The sequence below is a fragment of the Priestia sp. 53B2 genome (genome assembly GCF_056099005.1).
In genome coordinates this window covers 15,927-41,749 of sequence record NZ_JBLZXA010000041.1, presented here as the reverse complement: position 1 = coordinate 41,749, position 25,823 = coordinate 15,927, and the positions used below count along the sequence as shown (strand labels likewise).

Here is a 25,823-nt window from a genome sequence, read left to right as displayed (position 1 = left end):
CATTTTTAATAACTTTAAAGATTTATTGGTTCTTACACTTTCAATGATAATCGCAAATGGTTCTTCTGGGTAGGGTGATTTTTTGTAGTCCTTTTTTGTAAAGAGGGTGAGAAAAAATCACCCTATGCAGCATGTTAAAACTATGATAAGAGCAGTTTCTACTTCGTGTAGAAGCTGCTCTTTTGTTGAAGTCTGAGGTTGGAGATTGTCCTAGAAATTGCACAACATTCCATCATATTGATGTCGATCTTAATTAAAATTTCAAGGTGTCCTTCCCAGTCGAATTATCGATTAAAAATAGCTAATTTACGAATCTGATTTTTAAAAATAGCTGTCATGATTGTTCGAATTTCTTTACTTCCTCATCGAATTTTTAACAGTAGTAAGATCAACAGTTCTTATTTTACTTTTTTATATTTTATTTAAAATCCCCAAAATGCTGGTGCCCTTTAAAAAATAGAGAGAAGAGCATAAGGGGTTTTTGCTATCACAGAGTGTGATAGGCTAGGCAGAGCCTAGCAAAACCATGATATCATGCAAAATCTTCAAGGAACCCCCTCAGCGCACCCTCAAATTGAAGGACAGTACCTTCACCACACCTTCAATGATCGCAACATTTGTGCCATAGGCCCCTTCATCGACCCTTCATAGTTGATAAATGTCCCCTCAAGGGTCACTCCATTTTGAAGTATTTTTTTAAAAATAAGACAGAAGCAAACGATCTTTTTTTAACTTCTTTCGCACGTTCATGGTCAAAACCGTCATTTCTTTTTGCTTATCATAAGAGTGATTTACGCGTGCTTTTTCATCATTAATGAATCAATTTTCATTTTATAAATGATTACCGTTCTAAAAAATACACCCTCACAGGAAGTCGATATTTATTTTTTTCATGTTCACATGGTTTAGAAAAAGATTTCATAAAAAAGAAAATGAAAGGCTATGGAAAAGCCGAGATAGAATCAAAGATTGTGATAAAAAAGATGCAATTCAATCTAATGATTAAAGCATTCAGGTCTATGAGGGTGACCAAAAAAGTCTACAAGTAAAGATCCATAAATTAAGTGAAAAGCAACAAGATTTAGCCATGAAGTGAAAAAACACAGGGGGACGCAAAGGGGACATGGCTCCGAAACAGAGGGACATAAAGAGGACATTGAGGTTTTAAAGGGGGACATAAAAGGGACGTACACCAAAAAAAGGGGACGCGAAGGGGACATTAAGCGATTTTCTTTGATATCACGGTTTTGCTAGGCTCTGCCTAGCCTATCACCCCGTGTGATAGCAAAAACCCCTTATGCTCTTCTCTCTTTTGTAGTATGGAACCACACTTTACAGGTAAGGAACGATTATCATGGATATGTTTTTATAAAATATAGATCCAATTTCCGTTGAAAAAATAGATGAAATAGAAAAAGAACAAAGGGATTTCCTGCCAAGATTTCTTTAAAAGTCGTCCTGCAAAGGGGGGAGATACTGAGAGAGATAAAAGATGATGACAAAGGAGAAAAATAGAAATTATAAAATGGGTTTACGTAATTTTTTACACGGAATAATGGAGCACATTCTACAACAAAAGAAATGCAGGATAAGAAATGGAACGCTAAAAAAAGCAAAAGTTTGGAGGCGAAATGAAGGATAAGGAGTCTTCTTTTTTCATATTGGAAAGGTAGAAGAAGGGAAGAAGTAGCAAGCAAACCAACGAATTAAGATTTAATTATTATTAATAAGTACTCCAACAACCTTGCTTATTTGCACAATGACTATATTGAAACTCTGGATTCAATGGCGACGGGTAAAGCGTGGGAGAAAACACCTGTTAGCTTTTTTAAAGTCGTAAACAAGGTTAAAAATAGTCTATATTATAAAGGGCATATACATGATATAAGGTTTGAGGTAATGTCTCCCTTCTTTCTCCCTAAATATTCTTTCTACTCTTTGTTTTTTCGACATTTTTTATGCCTTTTCTTTTTTATAATGTAAAGTACATAGAAGGCATAAGACACGAGGAGGAACTCAGATGAACAGGGTAGCAGGTGTAGAAATAAGAGAAGAAAAGATGAACCTAAATGATGAAGAGATTGTTCAAGCATTTCAAAAAGGTGACGAAGATGTTTTCAACGTGCTCATAAATAAATATGAGTATTTGATCTGTTTAAAGGTAAAAAGATACTTCCTACTAGGAGGAGATCGAGAAGATCTCTTACAAGAAGCAAGGCTAGGATTATATAAAGCTGTTCGCGATTTTAAAACAGAAGGGATGAGTTCATTTAGGGGATTTGCTGATCTATGCATTACACGTCAACTTATTACAGCTATAAAGGCAAGTGCTCGTCAAAAACATTCCCCCTTAAATAATGCCCTCTCTTTAAACATACCTAAGAATTCAAAGCGATTGGAAGATGATTTGATTCTTATGGAGATGCTTCCTCATCCACGTACTGTAAGCCCCGAACAAGCTACCGTGGAAAAAGAAAATAAAAGAGAAAGGGAACAGATTTTACAAGAAATACTGTCACCTATTGAAAAAGATGTATTCGCTCTATATAGGAAGGGTCAAACATATATGCAAATCTCTCAGAACCTACATCTTTCTCAAAAAACAGTAGATAATGCGCTTTACCGAATTAAGAAAAAAATGAAGCATCAAATGCAATATCTGTATTTACAGCAATCATCCTGACAGACGTAGATAATTTACTGTAAGCTATCTCTCTTTAATACCTAATAGAAGAAACCTGCCCAAAAAATAGTTATTTATTTTTAATAGATTGATGATGAGTGAAACGAATATTTTGTAGAAATTTCGGGTTCGAAAAGCGTTGATTTATTACAAATAATAAATTATCCTAATACTAGTAAAAAAAGGAAGGGTGGACATGAAACAATGATTAATTAATCCTATTTTCTAAGAAAAAATTCGTTAAATAATACGATTGTTTTTTTCTGAATAGGATTAGACTGTACTTTTACATACAAATCAAATTGATCATTGTATTCCTTTCTTTCGGAATGTCATGCCAATATTGTTGTACTGTACTTCCCCCTGTTCAGAAAATACGCAGGAGGTTTTTTGCTTTGGAAGAGAAATTACCCGTAAACCATTCAACCAAGTTGTTTGGAAATCGTGTTTTTCAAGCTATTATTATCTCTGGGTTATTCTTACAAATAGGGATATGGGTTAGGAATTTTGCTGTACTTCTTTTCATAATGGAGAAGACACACGGAGACCCATTTGCAGTATCTTTAATATCTGTAGCAGAATTTGCACCAATTTTTATTTTCTCCTTTATTGGCGGAACATTTGCAGATCGTTGGCGTCCAAAACGTACTATGGTGTGGTGTGATATTTTAAGTGCAATATCTGTATTTGCTGTGCTTATCACGCTTATACTTGGATCTTGGCACGTAGTATTTTTCGCAACTTTAATCTCTGCAATCCTTTCCCAATTCTCTCAGCCTTCAGGGATGAAACTGTTTAAAATGCATTTACCGGAGGAGCAAATGCAGGTAGGGATGTCAGTCTATCAAACGGTCTTTGCGATATTCATGGTTCTAGGACCAATACTAGGAACATTTTCCTTTCAAGCCTTTGGTATAAATCTCTCCATTGCGATCACAGGTACAGCCTTTTTACTTTCAGCAGCAGCGCTCACTTTTCTACCTTCTGATCGAAAGATGGAAGAAGAGAATGGAACTACATCACTGCTAAGTGAAATGAAAAGTGGTATTAAGTATGTTTTAGGGAAGAAAGAGTTGAGCCTGTTAGGTCTATGCTTTTTAGCAGCTGGACTAGGAATAGGGTTTATTCAGCCTCTTTCAATTTTCCTTGTAACAGAGCAGTTGGGCTTAGCAAAAGAAAATCTCCAGTGGTTACTTACAGCTAATGGAATTGGTATGATCTTAGGCGGAGCAGTAGTAATGATTTTTGCCAAAACAGTAGCGCCGCAAAGGCTGCTGGCATTTGGAATGGTTGGTAATGCAATTGGGTTTGCCATAATGGGATTATCAGTAAACCTATGGCTGACGCTGGGAGCTCAGTTTCTAAATGGTCTCATGTTACCGTGTATTCAGATTGGCATCAATACGATGATCTTACAGAGAACAGAGGCTGCTTTTATTGGCAGGGTCAATGGGATTCTAAGCCCTCTTTTTACAGGAGCCATGGTATTGACGATGAGTGTAGCTGGTATTCTAAAAGAGCAGTTTTCATTAGTTGCCATATTTGAAGCAGCAGCAGTCTTGTTTATTATAGGTTTGCTTTTTATATTACCTCTATATAATCTAAAAGAGGAGACAAAGCAGGAAGGTATAGAATTAGGAGAGTAAAAAATTAGTTATGAATGCTTATCTAAATACCTATAATGAAAAACAAAGCATTTTCGTTGTAAAAGTACAACCAAAGGAAATAGAATAAAATACGTTATGTTTTAATTCTAAAAGACGTGGTACACATATAGTACAGTATCAATATCATGTAGAATTGAATACTGTGAAAGGTTAAATACTTAGCTTAATGAAGGGACTGGTTCGGTTTTGAAAGACGTAACAGCGACTTCAGCAAATGTATTATCCCAATTGACAAGTAGGTATTGTGATTTAACGAATGGTACTCTCGTTATGAACCGTTATACGTAACGAAAGGGCCTCACATGGGCAAATGAACATGAGAATTATTTTTAGCAAGAGAGGGGAGCCTGCGTCATTTTTGATGCAGGCTCTTTTTATGTTGAAGCTATAAAGTAAGGCAAATAAGGTATTGAGTCTGAATATTGTTTATAGATACAAGTTCTACTTAATTTGAATAATTGTTGATAGATGTAATGTTTTGTAGATAACTTAGTTGCTCCCACATATTGAATATTTATCCTATATCAAGTACAATAAGTTGAATATAAGTTCAACTTAAAAGATGAGGTGTTTATAAATGAAAATTTCACGTTTTAATAAAGACTGCGGTAACTCTGTTGATATGAACATTATGGATGGATATCTATTTGATTTTCCAACGAATGTAGTTGAACTTCAAAAAGAAGCAGCCGACTCCTTTTTCACAGATGCGGTTACAGCTCCAGAAGAATTTAAGAAGCGCATTTTACTTTCTACAACCATTGAGGGCGAAGAGAAAGAGCGTTATTTCTTAGTAGGTGACATTGCAGCTAGTCAATTGCTAGCTAATAATCACATTAATAAATTACATAATAAAATTACAAGTCATATTCCATACATCACTTTTTTAGCTGCCATTGCGTATTACCATGCGTTACATGCGAAAAATAAAAAAGACAATACAATTGAAATTGACTATTTTTCTACCATGTTACCAATCTGGCTACTTAAGAAAGAGAGCACATTTGGGGCAGCTCAAAAAGCCATGGCTAATCGCTTTTTAGGCGACCATTCGTTTACTGTGCATACACCTGGATTTGAAAATACCTTAAAGGTAGTAGTAGAAGAAAGTGCATGCTTAAAAGAGGGAGAAAGTGCACGTTTTGCGTTAAAAAAAGACTTAACACTTCAAGATCGTGAAGATGCGAATGAGTATGTAGAATGTGAAACGGTCATGGTGGATATTGGTGGAGGTTCCATTGATGTGGTTATTCTACCTGAAGGGTTGAAGGCTGCCAATAGCCGTGAATCGTTCCAGAGCATTGAAGGAATTCCGTATTTAGCGCATATTGATAAATTGCGCAAAGAGAAATTCCTAGAATTATTTACAGACTTACGTGCCTTTGATCAATTTATTCTTGATAACTACAGTAAGCAAAAGTTTGTATTGAAAAACGAGAATACAGGCGAATCCATTGATTTAACAAGCACAATCAAATCTTCACTACGAGAATATGTGGAAATCTTATTGGCTAAATTAAATGATGTCGCACCACCACCAGCAAATAAACTGCGTAAGTATGTATACTGCGGCGGGGTAGCTCCTACTTTAGAAGTCGCTATCATGAATAGTATGCGTGACAAAATTGGAGAAGAACGTACGGAGAAGTATCATAAGGTTCCCCAAGATAGCCGCCATTTAAATTTATTTGGCTTAGAGATTCGTAGTATTGGTTACGTTCAAAAGAAGCAAGCAGCAGAGAAGAAAGCCGTTAAATCCTAACAACGTAGGTGATGGGGATGTCAGAGCGTCAAAATGCGTTTACGATTAAGACAAATCGATTGAGTGATGAAGTTTATAATAAACTAGCTAAATATGCAAAATCCCGCAAGTTAGGGGATTATATTTCATCTTTAATTCTGCGTGATCTAGATGATTCATCTACAGGAAGAAAAGCAATTGAAGACAAAAAAACCTACGAAATGTTTGAACATATCAAGAATGAATTAGCTGATTTAAAGGCATTAGCAAAAACAACAGGTTTTGTAGGAAGCGATTCCTTCAAAGAAGAAGAGCCTTCAAAGGTTCCCCAACTGAAAGAAGGAAAGATTGCAGATTTAGAAAATATATCTGGCTCATTAGACGATGACGACTTAGAAGAATATAACGATTTTTAAACAGTAAAGCCACTAGAAACATACTAGTGGTTTTTTCTGTTTTTATTTTAAAGATTTACCTTACAATGAGATTGCTACTTCCTTAAATATTAGCGTGGGAACAGTTAAGGCGAGGCTTCATCGAGCAAAATCTTTATTGAGAAAGATGTATGCGAAGCAAGGTAGTGATTAGCTGGATATTTATTTATTTTTTATAATGCTATTTATATTAATTAGTAATAGGTTATAAAGGGTTTTAAAAAATAAATGATAATACTTATTTTTACATAATTCGACACCCATTATATAGTAAGATATTTATAAATTTACATATTGAGATAAAGGCAAACTAGTTGAAAGACTAGGACGCAAAGCTACAGGTCTAAGGTCAAGTGGCTATGGCAGCTGAGCCCCCTGAATATCTGGAGGTAATTTTTATAGACAGTAAAGGACAATTAGTAGCACAAGAACTAAGTCAAGAATGGGTCAAACTTATAAAGGAAGCTAGAGAATTGGGATTAACCATTGAGGAAATTAAGAAGTTCTTAGAAAGCAAATAAACACTTTAACCATAAACAACATTAATTATAATTAATGTTGTTTATAGTCATTTAATTCTTGAGATTTTCTATTCAAAACTCCTTAAATTCCTCTGGAGTAATGGTGGAATTCATCGCTTCTTTAACTAAAGCTAGCCATTCCTGGGGAAGGGTAGTATCATGGTTTAAATTATTCATTGCAATATTCCTCCTCTACAACTTGTCCTATTATAAAACAAATTAATTTGTAATATAACCCATAATGTTAAAAATATTACTTTTAACCTATTATTTTCTTATTAATAATACATTTGGAATTCCCTCTGTTTATTTAGTTTATAAAAAATCAAGATTTAATAACATAGGTATGCTAATAAAGGCATAAAAAATAAATGGTGGGTACATTCAAAGTTAACCTTTATTTATGAAGTACATTTGAAAGGATTTTTATTAATGAAAGAGGACGAATCACTTAAAGAATACTTAATAATTGATAATATGGGGAGGGTAAAGATACCACCTCTGTTTTTAAAGCATGTTAATATCCAGCCATCTGCTACAATACAATTCTTCACCTACAAAAATTATTTTATTATGAAGCAGATTGAAGCTTCACCGGTATTTTTAGAGAAAAAAATGAAGTTGAACAATTTAATTAGAACTATCGATCATTTAGGCTATATTGTAATTCCAAAGATACTCCGTGAAATACATGATATGAATTTATGTGAAAAAATAGGAGTGAAATTAATTAACAAGAATATTATTTTCTACAAAAAAAGAAAACAGAATAAATCCCCAGGTCTAATAAAAGAGCCTATAGAACCTGAATTAAATAGGTTATCTTTACTTAAAATAAAAGAAGGGAAGATAAGGCTTCCTAATTTTTTATTGGAATCATTTAATCTAGAAGTAAGTATGCAATTACAGTTTTTTACTAAAGACCAAGGCACCATTGTTGCAAAAAAACACCGATATGAGTTTTTTACAGAAGGAAATCTTTTCTTTACTGGGCAATCGCGCGTAGTAAACAAAGATAAATACTTAAACATCCCTAAAAAGCTAAGGAATTATTTAAACGTCAATAACGGTGACGTTTTGGAAGTTAAAATAGAAGGAGATAAGTTAGTTATAAAGAAAGCTACTTAGAACGAAATACGAGTTAAACACTTATATCCAGAAGAAATGGATGTTTTCTTTTATAGTTGAATTCAGGTTACTAATAATTTTGTAATAGAAGGAAACCTACTTTATTATTTATAATAACATCCCTGTTTTTATCAAAGAGACAGTTGAGAACAATACTCTTATTAAATAAGTTGGCTTTTTCAATGAGAACCAATACAAGTAGGGAAATGAGCATTTCTCTAAAGTGCTGAAATTTGCATCGAATGGGCAATCATACGCAAAACAAAAGTTAATTTCGTTAGAGAGTGTTTCACTGTATGTTAAAAGCGTCCCTTAACTAGGTTTTTATTTATAAATGATTGTGATGAAAAAGCATCTTTCTAATTAGAAGGTGCTTTTTTCGTTTCCTATAAAAATATAAAAAAGAGGAGAGTTTTTATGAAGAACAATTTTTATGAAATCAATGACAGTTCTTACCTTTTTAATGGTTGCATTATGTGGAGTAGATCAGGGGAAAACAGAAAGACCTACTGATAGGGAATACAATACATCAGTAGGTCTTCACTATAGATTCTTACGCTTTATTTACATTTGTCGCCTGTGGACCACGTTGTCCTTGTTCAATATCGAAACTCACTTCTTGTCCCTCATCCAGGGACTTAAAGCCTTCCCCTTGGATAGCTGAGAAGTGAACAAACACATCTTCTCCATTTTCACGTTCGATAAACCCGAAACCTTTTTCAGCATTAAACCATTTCACTTTACCATGTTCCATTTTTACTTCCTCCTACGATATAGAAAATAAACTAGATGATGAATTAAATCTAGCTTATTTATTATATTATCTGAATAAAGATATTTTAAACTTGAATTATTACATTGACTAATTCTACAAAATTATTCTTTCTATTAGACGGCTAAAGGATAGCGATGTTGATGCCCTGCCTTACCTTGTTCTCTATTAATTGACAACCGAACGTATGTTTGATAAAATATAAGTAATCACTTGTATCAGACTATCTTTCGCTTTCATCATTTATATGTTGAAAGCTATTTTTTTGTTTCGTTTAATCAAAAAGAAAAACCTAGAGGTTTAATAGTTGCAACTAGGGTCTTCAAAAGTTCTTTGTTTCAATTTCAGCTGTAGAATTTTACACGATTTTCAATAGGCTGAAATTCTTTCTCACCTGGCTGTAAAGTTGGATTACCAAAGGGCATTTGGGCAATTAACTTCCAGTTAGAAGGAATATTCCACTCCTTTTTAACTTCCTCATCAATAAGTGGGTTATAGTGTTGTAGTGATGCCCCCAAACCTTCTGATTCTAATGCAGCCCATATTACTAATTGATGCATTCCAGATGCTTGGTTTGACCAGATTGGAAAGTTATCCGCGTATGAAGGAAACTGTTTTTGAAGACTTTTTACTCCTGCCTCATCTTCGAAAAATAATACAGTCCCGTAACCACTCTTAAATGAATCCATTTTTTGTTGAGTTCCAGTAAAATCTCTATCCCCCATTACTTTTCGCAAGGTATCCGTAGTAATATTCCATAACTCATCATGTGATTTACCTGTCAATACGACAAGACGTGCCGTTTGTGAGTTAAATGCAGATGGAGTGTATTTTACAGCAAACTCCACAATTTCCTTAATTCTTTCATCAGATACTTGTACATCCTTATTGATCCCATAATAAGAGCGTCTTTCTTTTAAAACGGAATAAAAATCTTTTGACATTATGATAATTCCCCCTGTAACGTAGTATGCCGGAATTAAAATTTTCAAGGAAACCTATACATTACTTCCTTGTAAAATTCCGTTCTTTCCCTACTTTTCATACTCTTTTATTACCTTCAAATGATTCGCCGATATAATATGTAAAAATAACAATTTTTCAATCTGAATATCCCTAGATTGAAGTTCTTAGGAAGATCGGTTGATTGTACTTTTTTCTCATGATTTATAAAAGACGAATGCTCGGCTATTAATTCTACATATTGAGGAAAGATTCCTTTAAAAAAATGTAGTCTTTATTAGTTAGAGCTATTATTGAAAATCAACATTCTTTTATACTAATTTGCCCTTTTCGATAAAGTGCTTTATGTTACCAAAAGTTATATAACCTAATATATCAAAAAAACAGAAGAAACTCCTGACCATGCTCCAGTAGTTTCTTCTGCGAAAAGTGAGTAATTAGAAGTTGTTCTTGAAATCATAAATTGACCTCTAGATTAGTTTGCTTAATTTTATAAACTTTATTCCCCCAAAACATACCCATTGTTTTTTCTAAAAGTAAAATTTTTTCTTTAGTCATTATTTTTATAGTGACGACAAATAGAAAGTTATTCTATTTGTATATATAAATTATATAGTATTATGATAAATAATATATATAACTAAAAGATATAACAGTTTTTATGTAAGTTTAATTTAAAGTTATTAATAAAAGTAATAGTTAACGTATTTTATTTAAAATAGCGTTACCTATTACATATCTTGTAGAAAAAGCCTATATTTGTCGTCAATAAGTGTAAATAGTAAAACTTTAATAATACAAAAAGTACTTTAGTATTTACTTAACAAATAATAAAACGAAGATAAGGTTATTTTTAAATAACAAACACAACAATAATATTTATTTTTAAGGATATATGTATATGAATCTACAAATCTGGCTAAACTAATAACGTATTCCCCCTATTCCAATAAATTTGAAAATCCTTTACATACTCGCAAAGGATTCTTTTTTATTATATGTAAGGTTAATTATCGAAAATAAAAAGTGACAACTTTTTATACTAAGTTGCCACTTCTTATAACTTCTAGTAATAAGACTTTAAACTTCCTTTAGGAATGGGCTACTTATTAAAGTATATCTAGAAGTAAGCCCTTTATAAGAGATTTCTGTAAAATTATTTCCTTTTTTTAATAAAAGTGTGTGATGTTTATCATCTTTTTCTGTTAAGGAGTACCCTTTCTCTTTCATCATTTCGATGTACGTATCTAAATGTCCTTTAGGTACTATATACATAATATTATTATCAACATCTGTTGTTTCAGCTATATCCTTATCTTTAAATTCTAATTGGTACATCGCTTTAGCATTTGCTATAGGTCTGGTGTCACCAAAGATATGTTCCCAGTTAATAAAGATAACGGAGAGTACGATAACGGTTGATATAAGGATAGCTAAAAATAATACCAAAATCTTTTTTATTTTATCCATTATTTCGTTCCTTTCAGAGATGCTTGTTTATGCATTCTTTCTTCTTACTAAAACCTCTCTTAATGCTTTCGTTTTCATACCCATTCCTATATATACAATTCCCCCCATAGAGACACAGAATAGAGATGTAGTAATAGCTAAATGATACATACTAAGTTTCGCTGCTAAATAATTCGTTACAAGATAGTTTGCTATTAATACGACTATTGACATCACGATTACCAATGAGACAGGTAAAGCAAGTGCTCGTACTAAAGGGAACAGCTTGTAATTAATTGCTTTTTTTATGAGGTAGAAATTATATAAAACCGAAACCATGTATCCTCCGTATGTAGCAAGAACAGGACCAATTTCTTTAAAGTTAGTAAGCAAAATAAAGTTTAAAATAAGTTTAATAACAATTCCTAAAAACATGCCGATAATCACTTTCTTCTGTTGGTTAATACCTTGAAGAATAGAAGCAGTTACTGTAAATAAAGCAAATAAGATGGCCATTAGAGCGTACCATTGAAGTATAAGGCCACCTAAAACTGGACTATTTTTTATACCAAAGATCATGATATAAATAGGCTTTCCTAGTAAACATAGACCAATGGCTGCAGGTAACGTAAAGAACATTAAAATTTGAAATGTTTTATTCATCTTTTCTTTAACTTCTTTTAAATTGCCTTTTACGTAAGAAGAAGTAATGCCTGGAAGCAAAGACATTCCAAATGCAGTGGCTAGAGATACAGGGACCATAACTAATATCTGAGCAAGACCAATTACTGAATTAATACTCTCAGCTTGATCTTGTTTGTACCCTATAGATTGGAATAATACGTTAATCGTAAATGTATCAATGTTTTGATAAATAGGTATCGCTAATCCAACAAGGACAAAGGGGATAGCATAGCTAATTAACTCTTTAAACATTGGTAAAGGCTTAATTCTTTGATTAAAATCGCTGTCTGTTACTTGCTTTTTAATTAAGCTTCGGCGCTTACGATAAATGAGTGTTAGAAAACCTAGACCAGCTATGGCACCCACAAATGCTCCAAACGTGCCAATGCCTACAGCTTCAGTTACACTATGACCAAATTTAATAACAATATAAGCACCCAGGACAATAAAGATTACTCTTACCACTTGTTCTAAAATCGTACTTAGAGCAGACGGTCCCATAGATTGATTTCCTTGAAAGTACCCTCGTAAGAGACTCATTGGTGGGACAATTAAAAGAGCAAAACTTACTAACCTAATCACGTATATAACGTCTTCTAGTTTATTTCCTGTTGAATCATGTTTACTTATGACCATTTCTGCCAAAAAGGGTGCAAGTGAATATAGAATAATGCTGGATAACACCCCTGTAAAAATCATGAGATAAAGTCCAAACTTTAATAAATCTTGTCCTGCACGATAATTTCCTATTCCATTGTACTTTGATACAAATTTGGAAACAGCAAGTGGGAGACCCATTGTAGAAATGCTCAACATTAATGTGTAGGGGCCATAGGCGTACTTATATAATGCATAGCCCGAATTACCTACTAATGCCGTAAAGGGAATGATGTAGATAAAACCTAATATCTTAGAAATGAGGGTGGAAGCAGTTAAAAAGAACGTGCCTCGAATGAATTTAGTGTCCATGTAAAAATTCTCCTAATTTATGAAATAAACATATACAATTATTACATAAATTAGTAAATATTTAAATTTATATTTTGAAAATAAACCCAAACGTATGCCTAATTTCAACATAGTGTAATTCATTAGTGTATTTACATAATAAGGAATTTAATGGTAATGTAGTGACAAGATAAATTAATAATAGAAAGATAGGTAATTACATGATTCGTGAAGCTGAGCCAAAAGACAGTAGTGTAATTGAGAAGCTATATAAAAAATTAGCGCCTCATAGTAAAAATCTCAAGGTTTTACCAGAAAGGGTTGAACAAATAAGAAAAGACTATAATAATTTCTTATTTGTGTATGAGGAAGATCATGTTATTAAAGGAAGTATATTTATAACTTTCTGTCTTGATCCGGGATATGAGTTTAGACCTTATACAATTGTAGAATATGTAATTGTGGGTGAAGGTTACAGGGGAAAAGGGATAGGGGAGAAGTTATTAAAACATGTAGAAAAAGTATCAATTGGAAGGGAATCCACACGAATTGTCTTATTAAGTAGCGTAGCCAGAACAGAAGCACATAAATTCTTCACTAAAAATGGTTACGATGGAACGATTAGTAAAGGTTTTAAGAAATACATTCCCATTGTTTAACGACCAATTCTCACTCGAAAATCCTGTTTATTTTCTTAGGAATGAAACAGGATTTTTGAGGTGTCCTTCTTTCTCGAAGAGCTCTTAACATTTATTTTTATCTAATATGGTTAGCATATGGATCATATATTCCAGTTAACATAAAACCATTTCTAGGAAGGATCTTTACTTTGCTTTTAAATCAAATTTATCTTCTTTACCATCCCATTTTATTGTCACGTGATAAGGAACTTTGCTGCTTTGAGTCGCACATCCACTGCAACCTCCATTTAAATTAATTTTTCCTTCTGTCTTATTATCTGTACCTGATAATTTGCTTATTTCCCCTTCAACAACGTAAGAAACTTTTCCTAATTTGTCTTTATCTTTTCCTTTATAGATGATACTGCCTTGCCCATTTTCAGTATTCTCTCCTTTATTTAAAAGATATAAAGCTTTCCAATGATTTCCTTCTCCTTCAAAACGCACGCTTTCTTCCTTACTACCACAACTAGACAATACTAATAAAAGAATAGATATAAATCCTAAAAACAAAAAATTTCTTTTCAATTTTAAATCCTCCTACACAATAAAAGATCATTTCTAATGGTAACACATTCCATTTTTTGGATGTATACCATATACAAAATTAATTAACATAATGGCTGTTACCAGAAATAATTCCCCTTAAATAATTGTTTCCTTTTCATTCATGGATTATAGTAACAGTACGTGCTTGACTATAGAGAAGAAGGGCGTGCTCAATCATTGACATTTAAAGATTTTTTTCCTTATCATATATTAACAGTCATTTGTTCTAGTGTTTCTTATGCTATATTCATGGTAATCATCGAACCGAGTTATAGAGCTATTATTGCATGTTTCATTATTCCATTTGTTACACTCATTCCTTACTCTATTGCTGCAGTACCCTTGCAGTTTCTTCTAAATAAGTGGCCGAAAAGGTTTAATATCTTTTATTTACTAATATATTGTGTCGTGGCAATCGTTTTTCTTTATGTTTCTTATAAACTTGAGGGAGGGTGGTCTACACCAATAGTTAATCCTAGGAGGATGATTGTATGGGCAATCGGTGCAGGGATTATATACTGGTTGTGGGATTCTGTCATTATGCAAAAATACGAATATCCTTATTATTAAAAATTAAAGCTGACTCATTAATTAACTAATTTAGTCGGGTAAGCGAGGGGCATCACTGCCCCTGACTCCCCTAAGAACCGTACGTGAGCCTTTCAACTCATACGGCTCAAGCCTCCCATTGCAGGTCCATTTGCTGTCGTATCCTCATCACACACCACATCGGTAAGTAAAACGTACGCCGACGCTCCAACTGGAGGTATACATAACAGTACGTTTCTTTCGTCAGAAGATAGCCACAACCTTATGTTCCTACGAGAGACCAATGAGAAGTCAGCTCCCTTTCGGGCCTATCATGGGCTTGTTCGTAAGGACGATAGTATCCATCCAGTTATACAGTTTCCTGCTTTCCTGTTCTCTTTCGAGATAATGGCATTTGCTTTCTCTCATATCCTTTACCCTCTGCCACATTGTTTGACTTTGCAGTCATCCTACTGTTTACACAGATGACAAAGGGCTTACCAAGTTCCGCATCTTATAGATACGACGAGGTTAGGTGGGTTCTTTACTCCGGGCAAGATACGGGACGCGTCACAGCAGCATTATGAATCTGCTTTTCCTCTTGCCAATACCCAGGCAAAGCTGTGCACTATCCTGAGCTAACACTTACGAAGCTTACAAACCTTCACTAATGTTCACCATACTCATCTTCCCCTAGCAGTGTTCCGAGTCGTGCACTGACTCTCTGTTTCCGCATTTCCGCATGCAACCCACGAGCCCGTTACCAGACCCGCAGTTTTGGACGGGGATAGTTTTTGCGTCTAAACCAGTGGCGTAAGCCACACTATATAAAAGCGACTTCTTGTCGCACCATAAAACGTATTTTCGGTATAAAAAAGATTTTTGCTTATATATCAGATACATATTTGGATTAAAAATTAAAAACCCCTATTAACCATATGTTAAAGGGGTTCTTACTTATTGTTTAAACTCCAAGTATGAAGTTCTTATAGAAGAATACACTAAATATCAATATGTTTCAAGTCAACCCAAGTAATTATCTACTTGTTGCTACTATTAATAGGTTGATCTATAGATTGTTGGGTCTCAAATAGAGAAGTCTTAATGCCGATTAAAGACGCCACAATCGTTAGGATGCCTGCTGAAATAAAAATTAAAGAGACGCTAATATATTCAGCTGCAACACCTGCTAACATTCCACTAATCGGTAAAGCCAAAAAAGCTAACATACGAGTTGAGCTAATTACTCTTCCCAATAAGGCTGATGGCACAATCTCTTGCCTAAGGGTAAACCAATTAATTGCTAATAATGTTACAGAACCGACAATTACAATTCTACAGAGTATTAACAAAATAACTGCAGTGTTTGAAAAAGTAAGGATAGTTTGCCCTAAACCTATTATCACACCACAATAGATAATTATATTTCCTCGTGGTAATTTATTTAGTTTATTTGCAGCATAAATTGCTACAAATGACCCTAAGGTTTGTAGGGAAAATATTAAACCAATATACTGTGCCGATAAATGTAAATTATCCTTTAGATGAAACATAAATAAAGCTTCCATAGCACCATAACCCACATTAATTAAGAATATGAGAATAGTCCCTATCAAAATCTTTTTAGTATTTATAACGTATTTAACTCCTTCAGCTATTGAATTCATTATAGAACTATTAACTGGATTCTGGCTTTTATATTTCTTAGTTATTAAGCCAATGAATATTCCAGAAAGAAAATACGTGAAAAAATTAAAATATAATAAGTTATGAGTTCCAACCAAAGCAATTAAAATGCCTGCTATTGAAGGGCCTGCAAAGGTTGTAATTGTCTCTGATAACTTGAATAAAGAGTTACCCTGTATTAAATTTTCACCTTCTAAAATTTCTGGTATGACTGATTCAAAACTTGGATGATAAAATGCACTGACAGCTGATATTAAAAAAGCTACCACATATACAATCCATATATCTAAAACGTTTATTGAAGCTGCAAGAGGTATGATAATAATTAAAATGGCTGATAAAATATCACCTATTAATAAAATGTATTTCTTACTTATACGGTCAGCTAAGGCTCCACCTAATAAACTAAATAATACTTGAGGCGTAATTTCTAAAACAAATGTTAATGCCATTAAACTTGGTGATTTAGTCAAATCATATACTAATAAAGGCAGTGCGATTTGAAAAAAAGACGTGCCCAACTTACTTGTTGTGGCACTTAAAAATAAGCATAAAAAATCTCTGTTCTTTAGTACTTCATAAGATTTCAACATTTACCCTCCCATTATAATTATTTACCTACTGTTACAGGTGCGGAATGGCAAACTGGACAATCCTCTTTCTTATTCCACTCTGAAATAGGGTAAGTTTGATATGTAAGGAAATTCAATTCCATCATTTTCCCTAATGATGTTGGAGTTTGAATACCTGTTACCAACCCAAAAAATTCATTTACAATAGCACCAGCCAACATAGCTACATTAGGACTAATCGCAGCATTATTTCGTTGAAAATTTATTTGATGCATACTGTCAAGTTGCTTATTAACTACAACATCACTTTCAATTATGGTTTGTTTGTGACACTCTACACACCCAGTTTTTCCTGGTAACATAGAATAAAATCTGCCCCTTGTGTTTAGGACTCCACCTGAAACCAACGGCTTTCCTAACTTCACTACTGCTTCATTTACCCAATCCTGTATATGAAGGGTTGGTTTATCGGCTACACAAATTACATAATCACTACCTTCAATATGTGCCATTACATCTTCAGCACATTCTATACGCTTATTAGTAACGTTTAAATTAACATTCGGATTAAAGCTCGATATTCTTTCCTTTGCTAATTCCGTTTTTAACTTATTAATATCTTTTTCAGAATATAACAACTGTCTATTAAAATTGCTTAATTCCAAAGTATCAAAATCCAATGCATTAATGTTATGAAAACCTAATGCAGCTAGATGATATAGTATTTGGCTACCTAAACCTCCAATTCCGAGCAAAGCAACCTTAGTATTTATGATAGTTTCTTGCACATTGTACTTATTGTCCTCTAAAGACGTAAAAAGCGAAAAGTAATTAAGGTTTGCTTTGTATCTTTCGAGTTCATAATCTCCTATAGATTGAGGGTTTAAAGAATTATCTTCTAAATATTTCTCTGTATCTAATGCCTTTATCCCTTCCAATACCTCATTTTCTTTTATGTTTGGATACTTTTTTTGGACTAAATGTATTATTTCTTCTATAGAATTTTTTCCGTTGATAAGAGAAATTAAATACTTAATACTTCCACTGGGATCTTCAATAACTCCTGCTACTCCATCTTCTTCACCAATATGGATTTCATCATTTATAAAAAATACAGGAATTGTCTCTTTGAACTTAGGTTTCATTTTCTATATCTCACTCCATTTCTCTTAATTATTGAAATAGGGAACTATCATATGATAGTTCCCTATATTTACAGACTTGAAGTTTAAACAATAAGTAAGTAGTTTACATAATTATAGCGTCTTAGCCTGGAATACCGTTTAATACCGCAGCTTTATTAGTTGTTTTCTTAACTTTTACCTTCATAACTAACACCTCCATTTCTTAAAAGATATATTTATAATATTGCATTAAAAAGGCATTTTCAACAATTAAATACATTTTTTACAATATTAAAACAAAAACAGGTAAATTATACTTTTTTTCATTTATTTTAACCCTACAAATATTCCATTTATAATATTTTTTCTTGCATGTAAAACCAGCATAGATGAGTAATCCAGGTTTCCGCGGTTTTCCATTGAGTAGATATTTTTCTAACTTGTGATTCTGTTAATAATTCATTATACTCATACATCTCTCCTACTACTTTACGTATAATTAAATCTCCTGCGGGTAGAATGTCTTGACGTCCTATACCTCTCATTAGTATTGACTCTGCCGTCCATTTTCCTATACCTCTATGTTTCATTAAATAGCTACAACCCTCTTCACGATCTAATAAATATAAGCAACTTAAATCTAGCTCCTCATCTATAATGGCTTTAGTTATTTCATGAATATATTCAGCTTTCCTTTGACTTAGCTTTAGGTCACGAAGTTGGTTTATATTTAACTTCATCACCTTGTAGGGGCATAAATCTGTATAATATTCACAGTTATTAATTATTATTTTAGCTCCTGTTTTTTCTAACAAACTCTTTTTAATCTTATGAGCAACTTTGGCACTAATTTGTTGACCGATGATTGCCCATATAGTGGATTCGTAGACACTTCCTAATAAAACAGGTCTAAACCCTTCGTACATTTTTATTAATTTTCCTATCTTAGATTCATTAGCTATAAACTTTTGAGCTTTGTCTATATCTTGTTCCAAACAAAATATTGTGATGATTTTCTCCTTTACTAGTTGAACCTGATTATTTTTAACTTCTTCACCAATAACTTTAACTTCCAAGTACTTACTATCGATTCCTTCGTCCCTAACTATTACTAGGTACGTTCTTCCCCCTATTACAAAAGCTCTACAATATGTGTTTTCAATAACCTTCTCGATTACAAAAGAGGGCGAGTTTTTTATGTACCTTAAAATTAAATTAAAATTATATATGCTTGGTTTATTAATTCTAATTATTTTTTGTCTCATAAGTTCCTCCTAATTTTTAATAAATCTATATTAACAGGCTTTCTTAAAAAATTAATGATTAATCTAAATAAACAGATAATATTTATAAAACCATCCATATTTTTCATTGTAATACTTTGGATATGTTATATTTATAGTAAAACTAAAGGAGTGAGCAAAAATAGATGCGATGAGTATTATTTTACTAAACTTTGAAGAAGTGAGACGTCGAAGTATAGAAGTATGGATGTCAATACCTCAAGATAGGTTAGACTGGCGCCCTGATCCAGAAGCAATGTCATGTAGGGAGATGATACATCATGTTCTTGAAGGAGAATACCTCTATCATCAAATGTTAGAAAAACCCCTTAACCTTTCTCTAACAGAGGAGCATAATCCTTATAAGCTAGTAACATTTAGTTCTGTTGAAGAAGCATTAAAGTTTGCTCAACCATATAGGGAAAAATTTATAGAGTTTTTAGGACTTCTTAATGAAAAGCAGCTAACAGAGATAAAAATAGACCGATCGGAGATGGGGTATATTCGAGAGTTAGGGGACATGTTGTTACGAGTTGCTTATCATGAATCAGTACATACAGGACAACTTTTAGATTATTTAAGAACTGCAAAAGTTAAACGTCCTATAATATGGGATTAATTTTCTGATTAATCTCCCTTTGTTTTATTTTTCTCTGCTCTAAAGAACGCTCATACAAAGCCATAAAGTTGTTTACTTAAAGGGGGAAGAACCATTGTGAATAATGAAAAGCAGTTACTTAAATTTCAGACGTTTCAACAACTTCACAAAAGACCCTATACTTTTGTATTGCCTAATGCTTGGGACGTTATCAGTGCTAAAATTTTTGAGAAAAATGGGTTTCCAGCTATTGCAACAACCAGTGCCGGCATAGCAATGTCTTTAGGATATACTGATGGTGAAAAAATTCCTTTTGAACAAATGTTAGGAGCTGTTAAGAGAATTATTAATTCAGTCAATATTCCTGTTAGTATAGACCTAGAGTCTGGCTATGGAAGGTCTACTAATGAAGTGGTAGATAATGCAAGACAAATTATTTTAGCAGGAGGAATTGGTATAAACCTAGAAGATGGGACAGGAGATTTAGATAGTCCTATTTTAGATGTTTCATTGCAAATAGAAAAAATATCTGAAATTAGATTACTATCCAAATCACTAAAAGCCCCATTATTTATTAATGCGCGCACTGATTTGTATTGGTTAAATATAGGAAATCCGGATCTAAGACTTCAAGAAGCCCTTAATAGGGGAAAAGCATATCAAAAGGCTGGAGCAGATTGTATTTTTATTCCTGGACTATATGACATAGAATCCATTAAAAAAGTTCGACAAGAACTATCTTGTCCCATTAACCTTTTGTCTGGGCCAAACTTACCTTCTCTTAATACATTATCAAAAGTTGGTATAGAAAGAATAAGTACTGGATCCGCCCCTTTTAGAGCAACTGCTACATTGTTACAAAGAATTACTGAAGATATCCTTTATGATAATAATTTTCAACGATTAATGAATGATAATATGAGTTATAATGCGATAACAGAACTAATTGGGACTCCTAAATATAATTTATCAAATTATATTTAGCTTGCCTTTATAGAACTGATAGGACTACTGAAATATACGGTAGTTCTTTTGCTGTTTGAACTATATTTAAACAGTTACCATAAAACAGCTTTTAGGCACCAAAAGAAGTTCCCACTTATCAGGGAACTTTTAAAGACTTTACTTTATCCATTGAACTTCTTTCAAAGGCCAATAAGCTAATTTAGCTTTTCCTACAATTTTATCTACTGAAATTGTCCCGACCTTAGGGGATCTACTATCTAAGCTATACATTCTATTGTCTCCCATGACAAACAATTGGCCTTCTGGAACTGTTTTACTGCCTGTATACTGTTCAAGTTTAAAATCCTCAGTTAATGGACCTGTTACCATTTCCTTTTTGTATTGATTTAAATAAGGTTCCTCATATTTTTTACCGTTTACATATAGCGTATCATTACGATATTCTATATGATCACCAGGTAAACCAATTACCCTTTTAATATAATCTTTTTCCTTTGTAGCATGAAAAACAACAATATCAAATCTTTTTATATTATTTGCCTTATTTTTACCCACTTCATTAAGAATAATATGTTCATCGTTTTTTTAGAGTTGGCATCATTGACTCACCGTCCACTACTATAGGGGCAAGTATGTACTCTCTTACAACAAAAGCTAAAATACAAGCAATAATAATTGACTTAATCCATGAAAAAATCTCTTTACGTTTCAATTGAAAACTCCTCTATAACTTTAATACATGTTTAAAATTATAACACAATATATAGAAATTATTCTTTAATTTAACAGTTAAAACATAATGTATGCTAGTTACCATAATGTCGTCTCTAGGAATCAAATAAAGAAGAACCCTTGGCACAAAAGTTCTATTTTTATTTATTTTAAATATTAATTATCATTCAAACTACTGAAAAATGGTGAAATATTATCATCAATTTCCTTTTGACAGTTTCTTGAAGATGAAATATAATGAATGACAGTCAGTCATTTTTAGGGAGTGAGGAAAATGAAATGGTTATTGGTTATCATTGCTGGGATTTTAGAAGTTTTGTGGGCTTCAGGTCTTAAGTATGCCAATACACTTTTAGAATGGATTATCACCTTTATTTTAATTTTAATAAGTTTTATTCTACTAATTTATTCATATAAAAAGATTCCAGTTGCTGCCGCCTATACAGTATTTGTAGGCATCGGAACGGCAGGGACTTATCTTATGGGGGTCTACTTAGGTGAGCCTTTCTCTATTACACAAATCATCTTTTTATTAATTTTACTAACAGGAATTGTCGGAATGAAAACATTTACTAACGAAAATGGGAGCAGGGGTGAACAATAATGGCTTGGGCATTATTAATATTAGCCGGTATTGAAGAAGTTATTGCTACAATTGCAATGAAGTATATGGATGGTCTCAAAAAGAAGGGTCCATTGTTCGTTATGGTTATTGGTTTCGCTTTTTCTTTTTATTGTTTATCTCATGCTATGCGCGTACTTCCTGCTGGGGTCGCTTATGGAGTATGGACAGGTGTTGGGAGTGTAGGGATTACTTTAACAGGCATCTTATGGTTTAAAGAAAAATTAGGTATTTACCAACTTATATCTCTTTGTTGTATCCTCATAGGAGTTATTGGGCTAAAAATGGCTAGTTAATCATTAAGGTAGATTTTATAATGAAATTCAATATTTTATCTCATTTGAAGATTGCTTATAAAATAAAAAAACCAATTTGAACTGAATAAATTTCTAATTGTTTTTTTATTCTACATAATGTTATTTTCTGGATCACAGCCAAAAATCTTAAGATAATAAGAATTCTTATAAAAACTTTCCTGATTCAAATGCACGAAATACCTGTATAAAAAAACCTTTATTTATACTAGAATCCATGCTAATTTAAAATGAAATTTGATTATATTTAGATGTACCTTATTGAACTAATGCCACTTTAATTCAATAAGGTATTTAATTTAGTTAAAAAAGCATCTTTTCATCAATTAATTATTATCAGTAACTTGTGTTGAAATTTGCCAGGGAACACCGAATTTATCTGTTACTTGTCCATATGATGGACTCCAGAAAGTTTCTTGAAGTGGCATTTCTACTTGACCACCTACTTTTAGTTTTTTGAACACCTCTTTTGATTTTTCTACGCTGTCTACGGTGACGGTTACTGTCACTTGTGATCCAATTGGGCATGGTTGACCTGGGAATGTATCAGAAAGCATTAAATCCGTATCACCAACTTTTAAATGTGCATTAAGTACACGATTTTTTGCTTCCACAGGAATAGGATATTCTGGATTATCAGGCATATCTCCGAAAGTTTGGACCCCAATGACTTTTGCATCCAATGCTTCCTCATAAAATTTAACAGCTTCTTGTCCATTACCATTCATAACTAAATAAGGATAAATTCCTAAAATCATGAAAGACACCTCTTTTAAAATTCAATTTAGATTTTAGTAAATCATAGCTGACCAATAACAGAATGTATGTTCTTTTTCGTCGTAACGCTGCTACATATTTATACAACAAATTTATGAAGTTATCCTGCACAGTTAGTTTACTAAGAAAAAATTGTTGTCATATAATTTGAGATTTTTATGCAACCACATTTAAAAGGCATCCGTGTTAAAGCGCATGCCTTTTAAGATTTTTTATTTTTATTATTTAATTTTTATCCAATTTTAAACTAATCGCATTCGTATTAGTTTATTTACCATAGTATGCTAGTCATGACCTGTTTAAGGATTAGATAAGGATTTGATACTCTCTCTTTTGTACGCCATGCTACAAAACCGTCTGGTCTTATCAATACAGCTCCTTGGGAGGTAACATCATATAATGCTTCCCAGCTACCCTCACACTCGATACAATCCCCTCGTGGACCGATCCCATAAACATTAATAGATAGACCTAAGTGAGAAGATACATTTTGGACAGCAGTGCACAAAAGGCTATTATCTTCTCCCGTAAATAAGACGAAATTTTCGCCTATTAGATCTAAGGTAGAAACATGCTTACCTTGATACTTCAACCACATATGTGGAGCACGTGTACCTGGTCTTCCGTTTAGCTCTAATTGATCCATTCTATGTGTTGTATCGGAGTTTTCCTCAATAATGGCTGTTGAGTTATATTTATATCCTACAGTAACTGCAAGATGATCCATATTATTGAGATTGCTTACACCTTTCTTAATAACACTGAATAATAAATCACTTGCATATTCCGTTGTGACTTCTGCTGCATAGTATCTTTCATCATGATAAGTTTGAAGCAATCGTGGATGGGCTTGTTTGTGTATCACTGCAGCCAACTTCCAAGCTAAATTATGAGCATCTTGAATACCTGTATTCGAACCAAACCCTCCGGCAGGAGGCATAAGATGCGCTGCGTCTCCAATTAGAAAGACTCGATTATCTTGAAAACCAGTGGCTGTCTGTTCTGCAGCTGCCCAAGGTAAAATACTGAAGATGACAATATCAAGATTTGAAACTCCTATAGCTTTTTTTATAATCTCACAGCATCGCTCTTCAGAAAAATCTTCCGGACTTTCTCCATTTGAGGAATTATAGGCCACGTGGTAAACCCATTCATCGCAATTGTTAACGGTGATGAGCGCACCAAATACTTCTGGATTTAGGATTTGAATCCAGCCAAACTGGCTAGCTTTTAGAAAGCGACTTAGATCAGCCTGAAAATAGATGTTAATATAATGTCCGCCGATGACTCCTCTTCCTGTAGTTGGAATTTTTGTATGTTGACGAATTGTGCTTTTAGCGCCATCTGCCGCAACTAAATAATCACTTCGAATCTTTTCTTTCGTTCCTGTCTCTCGATTTATTATAGTGGCTGTTACTCTTAAATCGTCTTGTTGATACTCTATAAGTTCAGTATTATAGCTTATATGCCCTTTTCCTTCTTTAGCAGCTTGTAGAAGGATAGGTTCTAGTTTCATTTGATAACAAGATGCTGGCTTTGAAGGGCTCACCTTTTCCAAATTTTCTATTCTCTCTTTTTCAAGAGCCTTTTGGGAGTTCTCCGCAGCTTCTAATTTCTCAGGGTCTATGCTTTTGATAGTCTCTACAGCCATCCTTCCGCGAATATTATCTAATGGTTCACTAGCAGTACGGATAGCTGACTCCAATCCAAGTTGTCGAAATATTTCCATCGTACGAAATGTAATCCCTCCGGCTTTTGGATGGATAGCTGTACCAGTGTGTTTTTCAATGAGTAAATAATCAACGTTATGACGTGCCAAAAAGAGAGCAGAGGTAAGTCCACTAAGACCTCCACCTACTATTAGAACAGGAACATGTTTGTGTATCATAGAAATTTTCCTTTCAATTTTGAATGTACCCATGGGCCTTACTGAATTCAGTAATCAAACTATAATATAAAGAAAAATGAAATTGTAGACTGTTTTTAGGTTATGTTTTATAATTATAATAGAGTACGCCCCAAATAAGGGGCGTTTTTTTTTTGCTATAACTTTTTAAAAGAATACTTATTAATGTTAATTGGAACAAGAGACACTGCCTTACTTTATATATGTATTCCATTCTGTATTATCTTACTGTTTGTGTCCGTATATTCTATACACGTGAAGTTCACATAAAACGGCTTTCAGAAATACATACAAAAAAGAGTCCTTATCGGAGGGGAGTTCCACCAAAGACTCTTTTTCCTGGGTATGTAAATTTTTATACACCATTAATACATCAATCTTTCTATTTAGGCTAAATGATAATGGGATGCATAATATACACTTATAAAAAAATTTGTATATAAATAATCTAGTGAATATTGATGATACGGATGGAGTAAACATGGACAAAGACTAA

23 protein-coding genes, 2 pseudogenes and 1 riboswitch are annotated in these 25,823 nt (G+C 33.1%); of the genes and pseudogenes, 13 read left to right on the top strand and 12 right to left on the bottom strand.

Annotation, left to right across the window (positions count from 1 at the left end):
* Positions 1-2,020 precede the first annotated feature (2,020 nt).
* The 6 genes and pseudogenes from ACN6NE_RS30385 (at position 2,021) to ACN6NE_RS30360 (ending at position 7,046) form a co-directional block, all read left to right on the top strand.
* Positions 2,021-2,683, top strand: a complete 663-nt coding sequence (locus ACN6NE_RS30385; protein WP_474329249.1) for a sigma-70 family RNA polymerase sigma factor — start codon at positions 2,021-2,023, stop codon at positions 2,681-2,683.
* 395 nt (positions 2,684-3,078) lie between these two features.
* Positions 3,079-4,329, top strand: coding sequence for an MFS transporter (locus tag ACN6NE_RS30380; protein WP_474329247.1), 1,251 nt, complete (start codon positions 3,079-3,081; stop codon positions 4,327-4,329).
* Positions 4,330-4,927: 598 nt separating this feature from the next.
* On the top strand, positions 4,928-6,112 hold the full coding sequence (locus ACN6NE_RS30375; protein ID WP_053488689.1) for an Alp7A family actin-like protein: 1,185 nt from the start codon (positions 4,928-4,930) through the stop codon (positions 6,110-6,112).
* Positions 6,113-6,129: 17 nt separating this feature from the next.
* Positions 6,130-6,507 (top strand): hypothetical protein, encoded by a 378-nt coding sequence (locus ACN6NE_RS30370; protein WP_129703642.1) that lies wholly within the window; start codon positions 6,130-6,132, stop codon positions 6,505-6,507.
* A 55-nt stretch (positions 6,508-6,562) separates the two neighbouring features.
* Positions 6,563-6,679: pseudogene (locus ACN6NE_RS30365) on the top strand (RNA polymerase sigma factor); the annotation flags it as partial.
* A 140-nt stretch (positions 6,680-6,819) separates the two neighbouring features.
* Positions 6,820-6,904: riboswitch (cyclic di-GMP riboswitch) on the top strand.
* The gene (locus ACN6NE_RS30360) at positions 6,885-7,046 is read left to right on the top strand and encodes an anti-repressor SinI family protein (protein ID WP_474329284.1); all 162 of its coding nucleotides are present in this window, start codon (positions 6,885-6,887) and stop codon (positions 7,044-7,046) included. It overlaps the preceding riboswitch by 20 nt.
* Before the next feature lie 72 nt (positions 7,047-7,118).
* Here ACN6NE_RS30360 and ACN6NE_RS30355 read toward each other — a convergent pair whose 3' ends face one another.
* Entirely contained in the window at positions 7,119-7,223 is a 105-nt protein-coding gene (locus ACN6NE_RS30355) for an anti-repressor SinI family protein (RefSeq protein ID WP_474329244.1), read from the bottom strand.
* A gap of 255 nt (positions 7,224-7,478) precedes the next feature.
* On the opposite strand from ACN6NE_RS30355, the gene ACN6NE_RS30350 reads away from it, so the two are divergent.
* Positions 7,479-8,174: an AbrB/MazE/SpoVT family DNA-binding domain-containing protein gene (locus ACN6NE_RS30350; protein WP_474329242.1), complete on the top strand. Its 696-nt coding sequence runs from the start codon at positions 7,479-7,481 to the stop codon at positions 8,172-8,174.
* A 553-nt stretch (positions 8,175-8,727) separates the two neighbouring features.
* On the opposite strand, the gene ACN6NE_RS30345 is transcribed toward ACN6NE_RS30350, so the two are convergent.
* The 4 genes from ACN6NE_RS30345 to ACN6NE_RS30330 form a co-directional block, all read right to left on the bottom strand.
* Entirely contained in the window at positions 8,728-8,928 is a 201-nt protein-coding gene (locus tag ACN6NE_RS30345) for a cold-shock protein (RefSeq protein WP_088568367.1), read from the bottom strand.
* Between the two features lie 362 nt (positions 8,929-9,290).
* The gene (locus tag ACN6NE_RS30340) at positions 9,291-9,890 is read right to left on the bottom strand and encodes a nitroreductase family protein (RefSeq protein ID WP_474329240.1); all 600 of its coding nucleotides are present in this window, start codon (positions 9,888-9,890) and stop codon (positions 9,291-9,293) included.
* Between the two features lie 1,099 nt (positions 9,891-10,989).
* Entirely contained in the window at positions 10,990-11,379 is a 390-nt protein-coding gene (locus tag ACN6NE_RS30335) for a hypothetical protein (protein ID WP_474329238.1), read from the bottom strand.
* Positions 11,380-11,406: 27 nt separating this feature from the next.
* Positions 11,407-13,011, bottom strand: a complete 1,605-nt coding sequence (locus ACN6NE_RS30330; protein WP_474329236.1) for a putative polysaccharide biosynthesis protein — start codon at positions 13,009-13,011, stop codon at positions 11,407-11,409.
* Between the two features lie 200 nt (positions 13,012-13,211).
* On the opposite strand from ACN6NE_RS30330, the gene ACN6NE_RS30325 reads away from it, so the two are divergent.
* A complete protein-coding gene (locus ACN6NE_RS30325; protein ID WP_474329234.1) occupies positions 13,212-13,649 on the top strand; it encodes a GNAT family N-acetyltransferase in 438 nt (145 codons plus the stop codon).
* 165 nt (positions 13,650-13,814) lie between these two features.
* Here ACN6NE_RS30325 and ACN6NE_RS30320 read toward each other — a convergent pair whose 3' ends face one another.
* Positions 13,815-14,198: a hypothetical protein gene (locus ACN6NE_RS30320; RefSeq protein ID WP_442456081.1), complete on the bottom strand. Its 384-nt coding sequence runs from the start codon at positions 14,196-14,198 to the stop codon at positions 13,815-13,817.
* Positions 14,199-14,360: 162 nt separating this feature from the next.
* Here ACN6NE_RS30320 and ACN6NE_RS30315 point away from each other — a divergent pair, with 162 nt between their 5' ends.
* A complete protein-coding gene (locus ACN6NE_RS30315) occupies positions 14,361-14,789 on the top strand; it encodes a UPF0715 family protein (RefSeq protein ID WP_474329232.1) in 429 nt (142 codons plus the stop codon).
* A gap of 998 nt (positions 14,790-15,787) precedes the next feature.
* Here the strand turns inward: ACN6NE_RS30315 and ACN6NE_RS30310 are convergent.
* The 3 genes from ACN6NE_RS30310 to ACN6NE_RS30300 all read right to left on the bottom strand — a co-directional run bounded on the left by ACN6NE_RS30310 (position 15,788) and on the right by ACN6NE_RS30300 (position 19,394).
* Positions 15,788-17,026, bottom strand: a complete 1,239-nt coding sequence (locus tag ACN6NE_RS30310) for an MFS transporter (protein ID WP_129703777.1) — start codon at positions 17,024-17,026, stop codon at positions 15,788-15,790.
* Positions 17,027-17,043: 17 nt separating this feature from the next.
* Positions 17,044-18,150, bottom strand: a complete 1,107-nt coding sequence (locus ACN6NE_RS30305; RefSeq protein ID WP_474329230.1) for a HesA/MoeB/ThiF family protein — start codon at positions 18,148-18,150, stop codon at positions 17,044-17,046.
* A 332-nt stretch (positions 18,151-18,482) separates the two neighbouring features.
* Entirely contained in the window at positions 18,483-19,394 is a 912-nt protein-coding gene (locus ACN6NE_RS30300) for a DNA-3-methyladenine glycosylase family protein (RefSeq protein WP_474329228.1), read from the bottom strand.
* Between the two features lie 160 nt (positions 19,395-19,554).
* On the opposite strand from ACN6NE_RS30300, the gene ACN6NE_RS30295 reads away from it, so the two are divergent.
* Both ACN6NE_RS30295 and ACN6NE_RS30290 read left to right on the top strand, forming a co-directional pair.
* Complete coding sequence (locus ACN6NE_RS30295; RefSeq protein ID WP_129703783.1) at positions 19,555-20,031, top strand: DinB family protein; 477 nt, start codon at positions 19,555-19,557, stop codon at positions 20,029-20,031.
* 96 nt (positions 20,032-20,127) lie between these two features.
* Positions 20,128-20,994, top strand: coding sequence for an isocitrate lyase/PEP mutase family protein (locus tag ACN6NE_RS30290; protein WP_474329226.1), 867 nt, complete (start codon positions 20,128-20,130; stop codon positions 20,992-20,994).
* A gap of 138 nt (positions 20,995-21,132) precedes the next feature.
* Here the strand turns inward: ACN6NE_RS30290 and lepB are convergent.
* Positions 21,133-21,688 (bottom strand): annotated as a pseudogene (lepB, locus tag ACN6NE_RS30285) (signal peptidase I).
* Between the two features lie 294 nt (positions 21,689-21,982).
* On the opposite strand from lepB, the gene ACN6NE_RS30280 reads away from it, so the two are divergent.
* Complete coding sequence (locus tag ACN6NE_RS30280) at positions 21,983-22,312, top strand: DMT family transporter (protein ID WP_474329224.1); 330 nt, start codon at positions 21,983-21,985, stop codon at positions 22,310-22,312.
* Complete coding sequence (locus ACN6NE_RS30275; RefSeq protein ID WP_474329222.1) at positions 22,312-22,626, top strand: DMT family transporter; 315 nt, start codon at positions 22,312-22,314, stop codon at positions 22,624-22,626. Before ACN6NE_RS30280 ends, ACN6NE_RS30275 begins: the two co-directional genes overlap by 1 nt.
* A gap of 344 nt (positions 22,627-22,970) precedes the next feature.
* Here the strand turns inward: ACN6NE_RS30275 and ACN6NE_RS30270 are convergent, their stop codons facing one another.
* Complete coding sequence (locus ACN6NE_RS30270; protein ID WP_474329220.1) at positions 22,971-23,402, bottom strand: VOC family protein; 432 nt, start codon at positions 23,400-23,402, stop codon at positions 22,971-22,973.
* 290 nt (positions 23,403-23,692) lie between these two features.
* Entirely contained in the window at positions 23,693-25,309 is a 1,617-nt protein-coding gene (locus tag ACN6NE_RS30265) for an FAD-dependent monooxygenase (protein ID WP_474329218.1), read from the bottom strand.
* Positions 25,310-25,823: the final 514 nt, after the last annotated feature.